The organism is Burkholderiales bacterium (assembly GCA_013695435.1).
Classification (GTDB): domain Bacteria; phylum Pseudomonadota; class Gammaproteobacteria; order Burkholderiales; family JACMKV01; genus JACMKV01.
In genome coordinates this window covers 1-2,692 of sequence record JACDAM010000135.1, presented here as the reverse complement: position 1 = coordinate 2,692, position 2,692 = coordinate 1, and the positions used below count along the sequence as shown (strand labels likewise).

The following is a 2,692-nucleotide window of genomic DNA, read 5'->3' as shown; positions in this document are numbered from 1 at the left end:
GAGGCGCCGATTCTGCACGTCAACGGCGACGATCCGGAAGCGCTGCTGCTGGCGACCGAAATCGCGTTCGATTTCCGCATGCAGTTCCAGAAAGACGTCGTGATCGACATGATCTGTTTCCGTAAGCTCGGCCACAACGAGCAGGACGAGCCCATGGTGACGCAGCCCTTGATGTATAAAAAAGTCAACGCGCATCCGGGCTCGCGCAAGCTTTATGTCGACAAGCTGATCGCGCAGCGCGTGCTGACCAGCGACGAAGCCGACGCCATGGTCGAAGACTATCGCAACGCGCTCGATGCCGGCCGCCATACCAACAAAACCATATTGTCGAATTACAAACCGCCGTTCGCGGTCGACTGGTCGCCGTTCATAAACACGAAATGGACGCAGAAAGTCGATACCTCGATCCCTCTCGCGGAACTCAAGCGCTTGTCGGAACGCCTGACCACGGTTCCCGAGAATTTCAAGCTGCATTCGCGCGTCGAAAAAATCCTCGCCGATCGCCGCCTGATGGGGCAGGGCAAGCTCCCGCTCGATTGGGGCATGGCGGAGAATCTGGCCTACGCATCGCTGCTCAAGGATGGCTATGCGGTGCGCATTTCGGGCCAGGATTCCGGGCGCGGCACGTTCTTCCATCGCCACGCCGTCCTGCACGACCAGAACCGCGAGAAATGGAATGACGGCGTGTACATACCGTTGTGCAACATCTCCGATAACCAGGGGAGTTTCGTGGTCATCGATTCGGTGCTGTCGGAAGAGGCCGTGCTCGGTTTCGAATACGGCTATTCGACGACCGATCCGAATGAGCTCGTGGTGTGGGAAGCACAGTTCGGTGATTTCGCGAACGGCGCGCAAGTCGTCATCGACCAGTTCATCACTTCCGGCGAAGCGAAATGGGGCCGCATTTGCGGGTTGGTGTTGATGCTGCCGCACGGTTACGAAGGCCAGGGGCCGGAACACTCGTCGGCGCGTCTCGAGCGTTACCTGCAGATGTGCGCGGATTACAATATCCAGGTGTGCGTGCCATCGTCGCCTGCGCAAATGTTTCATCTGTTGCGCCGCCAGATGCTGCGCCCGTATCGAAAGCCGCTCGTCATCATGAGCCCGAAAAGCCTGCTCCGGCACAAGGATTCGGTATCGAGTCTCGACGATCTCGCCAGCATCAGCTTTCGCCCGGTCAACGGCGAAGCCAATACCGACATCGATGCCGGCAAGGTGCGCCGCATCGTGTTTTGCGCCGGAAAAGTGTTCTACGATATTCTCGCCGCGCGCCGCGAGCGCGATGTGAGCGATATTGCGATCGTGCGCATCCCGCAGCTCTACCCGTTTCCGCATGAGGAATTCAAGGCGCAGATCGATTTGTATCCGAACGCAAAGGAAGTGCTGTGGGCGCAGGAAGAGCCGGGTAATCAAGGCGCCTGGCATCGCATCCAGCACTACCTGTTGCGCCATATGCGGCCCGACCAGAAATTGAGCTACGCGCTGCGGGCTTCGTCGGCGTCGCCGGCCGCCGGCTATCTGGCCAGGCATAATGCCGAGCAGAAAGCGCTGGTCGATGCGGTGTTTCGCGACGAACTGACGACGACATGGAAACCGCATTAACAGGCTGTTGAAAACTACTGCGCTTGCCAATACTTCGTTACTCAGGGCCTCAAAATGCTCATGTATTCCCATATACATTCCGCTTTTTCGGCCCGCAGCACCTCGTCTTGGCTGCGCTCACTACGTTTTTAACAGCCTGTTAGCGGATCAATAACGACGGAGCAATCATGCTAGTTGAAGTCAAAGTTCCGGTTCTGTCTGAATCGGTCGCCGAAGCGACTTTGCTGTCGTGGCACAAGAAAGCCGGCGAATACGTCCAGCGCGACGAGAATCTGATCGACGTCGAGACCGACAAGGTCGTGCTCGAGCTGCCGGCTCCGGCGGCCGGGCTGCTGAAGCAGATCATCAAGAGCGATGGCGCCACGGTCGGCAGCGATGACGTGATCGCGACCATAGACACCGAAGCGATCGCACCGGCGCCCGGCAAAGCCAAGGCGGGTGACGGCCAAGTCGCACGAGAAGGGCAAACACCGGCGGAAGGGCAAAAGCGAGCAGACGGGCAAACGTCGGCGGCCGCGAAACCGCAAGCGAAAGGCAGCAAAGGCAAGCAGCAGGCTGACGAACCGGTGCTGATGCCGGCGGCAAAAAAAGCTGCGGCCGATCGCGGCATCGACACCAGCGAATTCCAGGGCACAGGCCGCGGCGGCCGTGTCACCAAAGACGATGTGCTGAATCAGGATCGCCCGGCGCAAGCTGACGCGCGTCCGGCCCGGCAGCCGGATAGCGGAGCGTCCGCCGCCGCGAAACCGCTCGATGCAAAGCCAGCGCCCGCCGGCGAGCGCCCGGAAACGCGCGCGCCGATGTCGCGGCTGCGCGCGCGCATCGCTGAGCGGCTCGTGCAATCACAAGCGACCGCGGCGATTCTGACGACGTTCAACGAAGTCAACATGCAGCCGGTGATCGAGCTGCGCAACCGCTACAAGGACAAGTTCGAAAAAGAGCACGGGGTCAAACTCGGTTTCATGTCGTTTTTCGTCAAGGCATCGGTTGCCGCCCTGAAAAAATTTCCGGTCGTCAACGCTTCGATTGACGGCAAAGATATCGTCTATCACGGTTATTTCGATATCGGCATCGCGGTCGGCACGCCGCG

At 59.7% G+C, this 2,692-nt stretch carries 2 protein-coding genes; both read left to right on the top strand.

The window, feature by feature from the left end; translation table 11 throughout:
* Positions 1-1,602 (top strand): 2-oxoglutarate dehydrogenase E1 component (locus H0V78_07060; protein ID MBA2351536.1); only part of this gene is annotated, 1,602 nt, incomplete at its 5' end.
* A gap of 164 nt (positions 1,603-1,766) precedes the next feature.
* A partial coding sequence (locus tag H0V78_07055) for a 2-oxo acid dehydrogenase subunit E2 (protein MBA2351535.1) occupies positions 1,767-2,692 on the top strand: 926 nt, incomplete at its 3' end.